6 protein-coding genes and 1 pseudogene are annotated in these 7,969 nt (G+C 61.4%); 6 read left to right on the top strand and 1 reads right to left on the bottom strand.

Going from position 1 to position 7,969, the window contains the following annotated elements; genetic code table 11:
* Positions 1-14: 14 nt before the first annotated feature.
* From PMI29_RS10735 to PMI29_RS10710, 6 genes are all read left to right on the top strand, one after another.
* A complete protein-coding gene (locus PMI29_RS10735; protein ID WP_008000051.1) occupies positions 15-2,717 on the top strand; it encodes a [protein-PII] uridylyltransferase in 2,703 nt (900 codons plus the stop codon).
* 158 nt (positions 2,718-2,875) lie between these two features.
* The gene (gene dapC, locus PMI29_RS10730) at positions 2,876-4,072 is read left to right on the top strand and encodes a succinyldiaminopimelate transaminase (RefSeq protein WP_008000053.1); all 1,197 of its coding nucleotides are present in this window, start codon (positions 2,876-2,878) and stop codon (positions 4,070-4,072) included.
* Positions 4,073-4,439: 367 nt separating this feature from the next.
* Complete coding sequence (locus PMI29_RS10725; protein WP_008000055.1) at positions 4,440-4,802, top strand: ArsC family reductase; 363 nt, start codon at positions 4,440-4,442, stop codon at positions 4,800-4,802.
* Between the two features lie 32 nt (positions 4,803-4,834).
* Positions 4,835-5,869 (top strand): 2,3,4,5-tetrahydropyridine-2,6-dicarboxylate N-succinyltransferase, encoded by a 1,035-nt coding sequence (gene dapD / locus PMI29_RS10720; protein WP_008000057.1) that lies wholly within the window; start codon positions 4,835-4,837, stop codon positions 5,867-5,869.
* Positions 5,870-5,997: 128 nt separating this feature from the next.
* Positions 5,998-7,203 (top strand): aminotransferase class V-fold PLP-dependent enzyme, encoded by a 1,206-nt coding sequence (locus PMI29_RS10715; RefSeq protein ID WP_008000059.1) that lies wholly within the window; start codon positions 5,998-6,000, stop codon positions 7,201-7,203.
* The gene (locus tag PMI29_RS10710) at positions 7,200-7,604 is read left to right on the top strand and encodes a SufE family protein (protein ID WP_008000061.1); all 405 of its coding nucleotides are present in this window, start codon (positions 7,200-7,202) and stop codon (positions 7,602-7,604) included. The genes PMI29_RS10715 and PMI29_RS10710 overlap by 4 nt, the downstream gene beginning before the upstream one ends.
* A 104-nt stretch (positions 7,605-7,708) precedes the next feature.
* On the opposite strand, the pseudogene PMI29_RS10705 reads toward PMI29_RS10710, so the two are convergent.
* Positions 7,709-7,969, bottom strand: a pseudogene (locus PMI29_RS10705) (tRNA threonylcarbamoyladenosine dehydratase); the annotation flags it as partial.

Raw genomic sequence — 7,969 nt, forward strand, 5'->3', positions numbered from 1 at the left:
AGGAAAGCCAATCGATGCCGCAGGTGGATCCCGAACTCTTCGACCGCGGCCAGTTCCAGGCTGAACTGGCCCTGAAGGCAAGCCCGATCGCGGCCTTCAAGAAGGCGATCCGCCAGGCCCGCGAGGTGCTCGACGCGCGTTTTCGCAGCGGCCGCGACATTCGCCGGCTGATCGAGGATCGCGCCTGGTTCGTCGACAACATCCTGAAAAAGGCCTGGGAGCAGTTCGACTGGAGCGAAGACGCCGATATTGCGCTGGTTGCGGTCGGCGGCTACGGCCGAGGTGAATTGCATCCTTACTCCGATATCGATTTGCTGATCCTGCTGGACAGCGCCGACCACGAAGTTTTCCGCGATTCCATCGAGCGTTTTCTGACGCTGTTGTGGGACATCGGCCTGGAGGTCGGTCAGAGCGTTCGCTCGGTCGACGAGTGCGCCGTCGAGGCCCGCGCCGACCTGACGGTTGTCACCAACCTGATGGAAAGCCGCACCATCGCCGGCCCCGAGCATTTACGCCAACGCATGCTGGACGTCACCAGCACCGGGCACATGTGGCCGAGCAAGGACTTCTTCCTGGCCAAGCGTGCCGAACAAAAGGCCCGCCATCACAAGTACAACGACACCGAATACAACCTGGAACCCAACGTCAAAGGCTCACCCGGCGGCCTGCGGGATATCCAGACGATTCTGTGGGTGGCCCGCCGCGAGTACGGCACCCTGAACCTGCGGGCACTGGCTGGCGAGGGATTCCTGGTCGAGAGTGAAAACGCCCTGCTCGCCTCCTCCCAGGAGTTCCTGTGGAAGGTACGCTATGCCCTGCACATGCTGGCTGGCCGCTCCGAAGACCGCCTGCTGTTCGATCACCAGCGCACCATTGCCGGGCTGCTGGGCTTCAAAGGCGACGACGCCAAGCAAGCCATCGAAAATTTCATGCAACAGTATTATCGGGTGGTGATGAGCATCGCCCAGCTCAGCGACCTGATTATCCAGCACTTCGAAGAAGTCATCCTCGCACCGGAAGACGAAGCCCCACCGCAGCCGATCAACTCGCGCTTCCAGTTGCATGACGGTTATATCGAGGCACGCAACAACAACGTCTTCCGCCGCACGCCGTTCGCCATGCTCGAGATCTTCGTGCTGATGGCCCAGCAGCCGGAAATCAAAGGCGTGCGCGCCGACACCATTCGTCTGCTGCGGGAAAACCGTCATCTGATCGACGACGACTTCCGCAACGATATTCGCAACACCAGCCTGTTTATCGAACTGTTCAAGTGCAAGATCGGCATCCACCGCAACCTGCGGCGAATGAACCGTTACGGCATCTTGGGGCGTTATCTGCCCGAATTCGGTTTTATCGTCGGGCAGATGCAGCATGACCTGTTCCACATCTATACGGTCGACGCGCACACACTGAACCTGATCAAACACCTGCGTAAATTGCAGTACACCCAGGTGTCGGAAAAATTCCCGTTGGCCAGCAAGCTCATGGGCAAGCTGCCCAAACCCGAGCTGATTTACATGGCCGGCCTCTACCACGACATCGGCAAAGGCCGGCATGGCGACCACTCGGACATCGGTGCCGTGGATGCCGAGGCCTTTTGCCAGCGCCATCAGCTGCCAGTTTGGGACAGCCGCCTGATCGTGTGGCTGGTGCAAAACCACCTGGTGATGTCGACCACCGCCCAGCGCAAGGACCTGTCCGACCCGCAGGTCATCCACGATTTCGCACAGATCGTCGGCGACGAAACCCGCCTCGACTACCTCTATGTGCTGACCGTCGCCGACATCAACGCCACCAACCCGACACTGTGGAACTCCTGGCGCGCCAGCCTGCTGCGCCAGCTCTACACCGAAACCAAGCGCGCCCTGCGTCGAGGCCTGGAGAACCCGGTGGACCGTGAAGAGCAGATACGCCAGACCCAGAGCGCCGCCCTGGACATCCTGGTGCGCGGCGGCACCGATCCGGACGATGTCGAGCAACTGTGGGCGCAGTTGGGTGATGACTATTTCCTGCGTCACACCGCCGGCGACGTCGCCTGGCACAGCGACGCGATCCTCCAGCAACCGGCCGACGGCGGGCCACTGGTGCTGATCAAGGAAACCACCCAGCGCGAGTTTGAAGGCGGCACGCAGATCTTCATCTATGCCCCGGACCAGCACGACTTCTTTGCCGTGACTGTGGCGGCGATGGACCAGCTCAATCTGAACATTCACGACGCCCGGATCATCACCTCCAGCAGCCAGTTCACCCTCGACACCTATATCGTGCTCGACGCCGACGGCGACTCGATTGGCGACAACCCGGCACGGGTCAAACAGATCCGCGACGGCCTGACTGAAGCCCTGCGCAACCCGGACAACTACCCGACCATCATCCAGCGCCGGGTGCCGCGCCAGCTCAAGCATTTCGCCTTTGCGCCACAGGTGACGATCCATAACGACGCCCAGCGCCCGGTGACGGTACTGGAACTCACGGCGCCCGACCGCCCGGGCCTGCTGGCGCGAATTGGCACGATTTTCCTGGAGTTCGATCTGTCGCTGCAAAACGCCAAGATCGCCACCCTCGGCGAGCGCGTGGAAGACGTGTTCTTCATCACCGACGCGAACAATCAGCCGCTGTCCGACCCACTGCTGTGCAGCCGCCTGCAGGATGCGATCGTCGAACAACTGAGCGTCAACCAGGAACCCGATATCAAACTGTCGCGCATCAGCATCTGACTTAACAACGGCCCGCCTTTTGTAGGAGCGAGCTTGCTCGCGATGAACTCAAATACGCCGCGTTATTCTGGCAAGAACGCGTTATCGTTGACGACCATCGCGAGCAAGCTCGCTCCTACAGGGACCAGCGCCGCTCCAACACCGAACGAGATTTATCGATGAACAATGCTCTGTCCCAGCTCCAGCCTTACCCGTTCGAAAAACTCCGCGCCTTGCTCGGCAGCGTCACGCCCAACCCGGACAAGCGCCCTATTGCGCTGTCCATTGGCGAGCCTAAACACCGGTCGCCGAGCTTCGTCGCCGAAGCGCTGGCAAGCAATCTCGATCAGATGGCCGTATACCCGACCACCCTCGGCATCCCGGAGCTGCGTGAAGCCATCGCCGCCTGGTGCGAGCGTCGCTTTGATGTCCCCAAAGGCTGGATCGACCCGGCGCGCAACGTGCTGCCGGTCAACGGCACCCGTGAGGCGCTGTTCGCCTTCACCCAGACCGTGGTCAACCGTGGCGATGACGCGCTGGTGGTCAGCCCGAACCCGTTCTACCAGATCTACGAAGGCGCGGCGTTCCTCGCCGGGGCCAAGCCGCATTACCTGCCGTGCCTGGATGAGAACGGCTTCAACCCGGATTTCGACGCCGTTTCGCCGGACATCTGGAAGCGCTGCCAGATCCTGTTCCTGTGCTCGCCGGGCAACCCGACCGGCGCCCTGATTCCGGTCGACACCCTGAAGAAGCTGATCGCCCTGGCCGACGAATACGACTTCGTGATCGCCGCGGACGAGTGCTACAGCGAACTGTACTTCGACGAACAAACCCCGCCACCTGGCCTGCTCAGCGCTTGCGCGGAACTGGGTCGCCAGGACTTCAAGCGTTGCGTGGTATTCCACAGCCTGTCCAAGCGTTCCAACCTGCCGGGCCTGCGCTCGGGTTTTGTCGCTGGCGACGCCGACATCCTCAAGGGCTTCCTGCTCTACCGCACCTATCACGGCTGCGCGATGCCGGTTCAAACCCAACTGGCCAGTGTTGCTGCGTGGAATGACGAAGTGCATGTGCGCGCCAACCGTGCGTTGTATCGCGAGAAATTTGATGCGGTACTGGAAATCCTCAGCCCGGTCATGGACGTACAGCGACCGGATGGCAGTTTCTACCTGTGGCCGAATGTGGCCGGTGACGACGCTGCGTTCTGCCGCGACCTGTTCGAGCAGGAGCACGTGACCGTGGTACCAGGTTCTTACCTGTCGCGAGATGTCGATGGCGTCAATCCGGGGGCCGGGCGCGTGCGTATGGCTTTGGTCGCGCCGTTGGCGGAGTGTGTCGAGGCTGCCGAACGGATTCGTGCGTTTATTCAGCGCCGGTAGGCGCGAGGTTTACTTAACCTGGCCCAGCTTGGCCTCACTCAAATCAAGCTCACCCAGCACTTCACGCAACACGTCATCACCAATCTGGTGATGACGTCTCAGGTGGTACAACTAATGTCGCAAGCCTGAACCACAACCCCCTGTAGGAGCGAGCTTGCCCCGGGCGGCGTTCCGACAATGGTCGTTAACGATGACGCTGCATGCCTGACACCCCGCGGCGCTCTCAGGTTCATCGCGAGCAAGCTAGCTCCTACAAGGTTCTATGCCCTGACACAAATACAAAGCCGACCACAGCAGACGCGAAACCGTCCGGTCATGGCATAATCCGTCACCTTTTATTTTCAGCACCTGCAAAGGGGGCGATTCCTTGACCGTTTCAAGCAAAACGTTGCACCTTTTCGGCATCAAAGCCTGCGATACCATGAAAAAGGCGCGCACCTGGCTCGATGAACACGCTGTCGGTTATGACTTTCATGATTACAAAGCGGTCGGTATCGACCGTGAACACCTGACCCAATGGTGCAACGAGCACGGCTGGGAAGTGGTGTTGAACCGTGCAGGCACGACCTTTCGCAAGCTCGACGACGAACGCAAAGCCGATCTCGACCAGACGAAAGCCATCGAACTGATGCTTGCACAACCCTCGATGATCAAGCGCCCGGTGCTCGATCTCGGTGACCGAACCCTGATTGGCTACAAGCCAGACATCTACGCGGCCGCACTCAAGTAAGCAGCCCGTTCAATTTTGTTAGAGGTATACACATGTCCACTACCCTGTTCAGCCTGGCCTTCGGCGTCGGCACTCAAAACCGTCAAGGCGCATGGCTGGAAGTGTTCTACGCCGCCCCAGTACTCAAGCCATCGGCTGAAGTCGTCGCTGCTATCGCACCGATTCTGGGCTACACCGAAGGTAATCAGGCCATCGCATTCAGCACCGCCCAGGCCTCGCAACTGGCCGAAGCCCTCAAAGGCGTTGACGCTGCCCAGGCTGCCCTGCTGACCCGTCTGGCCGAAAGCCACAAGCCGCTGGTCGCCACCCTTCTGGCTGAAGATACCCAGCTGTCGTCCACCCCCGAGGCTTATCTCAAGCTGCACCTGCTGAGCCATCGCCTGGTCAAACCACACGGCCTGAACCTGGCCGGCATCTTCCCGCTGCTGCCGAACGTGGCCTGGACCAGCCAGGGCGCGGTCGACCTGAGCGAACTGGCCGAACTGCAGCTCGAAGCCCGTCTGCGCGGCGAGCTGCTGGAAGTGTTCTCGGTGGACAAGTTCCCGAAAATGACCGACTACGTGGTACCGGCCGGCGTGCGTATCGCTGACGCTGCGCGTCTGCGCCTGGGCGCTTACGTGGGCGAAGGCACCACCGTTATGCACGAAGGCTTCATCAACTTCAACGCCGGCACCGAAGGCCCGGGCATGATCGAAGGCCGCGTATCCGCTGGCGTATTCGTCGGCAAGGGTTCGGACCTGGGCGGCGGCTGCTCGACCATGGGCACCCTGTCGGGCGGCGGCAACATCGTGATCAAGGTCGGCGAAGGCTGCCTGATTGGCGCCAACGCCGGTATCGGTATTCCGTTGGGCGACCGCAACACCGTCGAGTCGGGCCTGTACGTGACCGCTGGCACCAAAGTGGCGTTGCTGGACGAAAACAATCAACTGGTCAAAGTGGTCAAGGCCCGTGAACTGGCCGGCCAGCCGGACCTGCTGTTCCGTCGCAATTCGGAAACCGGTGCCGTGGAATGCAAAACCCACAAATCGGCCATCGAGTTGAACGAAGCGCTGCACGCTCACAACTAAGTGCCGCAGGCACCTGTGGGAGCGAACTTGCTCGCGATGCTTTTTGGCGAGCTTACGGACGCCATCGCGAGCAAGCTCGCTCCCACAAGGTCCGGTGTACATCCGCCCAAGTTCACAGGGCTGAACACATGATGATTCTCTCTCCCTGGCGCGCCGACTTTCCAGCCATCGCCGCCCTGCAACGGCAAGACCAGACCTATCTGGACAACGCCGCCACCACGCAAAAACCTCAAGCCCTGCTCGATGCCCTGGCGCACTACTACGCCAACGGCGCGGCCAACGTGCATCGGGCGCAGCATTTGCCCGGCGCCCACGCCACCCAGGCGTTCGAGGACAGCCGCCGCAAAGCCGCGCAATGGCTCAACGCCAGCGACTGTGGGCAGATCATCTTTACCCACGGCGCGACGTCCGCGCTGAATCTCCTGGCCTACGGCCTGGAACATCTTTTCAACCCGGGCGACGAGATTGTCATCAGCGCCCTGGAGCATCACGCCAACCTGTTGCCGTGGCAGCAACTGGCGCACCGTCGCGACCTGAAACTGGTGATCCTGCCGCTGGATGCCGACGGTGTGATCGACCTTGAAGCCGCTGCCGGTTTGATCGGCTCGCGCACACGCCTGCTGGCGGTCAGTCAACTGTCCAACGTGATTGGTGCGTGGCAGCCGCTGCCCGAATTGCTGGCACTGGCCAAGGCGTACAATGCCTTGACCGTGATCGACGGCGCCCAGGGCGTGGTCCACGGCCGCCACGACGTGCAAGCGCTGGGCTGCGATTTTTATGTGTTCTCCAGCCACAAACTCTACGGGCCCGATGGCCTGGGCGTGCTGTTCGGACGCCATGAAGCGCTGCAACAACTGCGCCCGTGGCAATTCGGCGGTGAGATGGTGCTGGACGCCAACTACCACGACGCCCGCTTTCGCCCGGCACCACTGGGCTTTGAGGCCGGGACGCCGCCGATTGCCAGTGTGATCGGCCTCGGAGCGACCCTTGATTACCTCGCCGGGCTCGATCAGGACGCCGTGTCCGCCCATGAAGCGGCGTTGCATGCCTGCCTGCTCAAGGGCCTTGAGGCACGTCACGGCATCCACCTGCTGGGCAAGCCGCAAGTGGCATTGGCCAGTTTTACCGTCAAGGGTGTGCATAACGCCGATCTCGCGCATTTGCTGACCGAACAAGGGATCGCGGTGCGCGCCGGCCATCACTGCGCCATGCCACTGCTTAAACGCTTCGAACTGGCCGGGGCGATTCGGGTGTCGTTGGCGCTGTACAACGATTCCGAGGACCTGGAGCGGTTCTTTGAAGCCCTGGATCAGGCGCTGGAGCTATTGCGATGAACCTGCCTGCCGATGCCGTCACGGCGCTCGAAACCTTTCAGAAAGCTGCCGGTTGGGAACAGCGCGCACGCCTGCTGATGCAATGGGGCGAGCGCCTGCCAGCGTTGAGTGACGTGCAGATGTGTGATGCCAACCGGGTGCACGGTTGTGAAAGCCAAGTGTGGCTGGTGGGTGAGTTGCGCGATGGCCATTGGCAGTTCAGTGCCAACAGCGATGCGCGATTGATTCGCGGGTTAGTGGCATTGCTGCTGGCGCGGGTCAACGGGTTGTCCGCGGCCGAGTTGCAGCAGGTGGATTTGCCGGACTGGTTCAATCAGTTGGGGCTGGGGCGGCAGTTGTCCGAATCCCGCAGTAATGGCTTGAATGCGGTACTTCAGCGGATGCGGGAGTTGGCGCAGTAACGGGGCCGCTTCGCAGCCCATCGCGAGCAAGCTCGCTCCCACAGGGGTATGCATTCCAAATGTGGGAGCGAGCCTGCTCGCGATGGGGCCATCAGCAGCAACACTTAAACCTGAGGCTTGACCCGATCCGCCGGCCGCCGCACACCCGCCACAATCTTGTCCACAGCCTTGGTCGCCGCGACCATGCCGAAGGTCGCCGTCACCATCATCACCGCGCCAAACCCGCCGGCGCAGTCGAGCTTCACGCCATCACCGACAAAACTCTTCTGCAGGCAAATACTGCCGTCCGGTTTCGGATAGCGCAGTTGCTCGGTGGAAAACACGCACGGCACGCTGTAATGGCGGGTCACGGTGCGTGAGAAGCC

This window comes from Pseudomonas sp. GM49 (assembly GCF_000282355.1).
Classification (GTDB): Bacteria; Pseudomonadota; Gammaproteobacteria; order Pseudomonadales; family Pseudomonadaceae; genus Aquipseudomonas.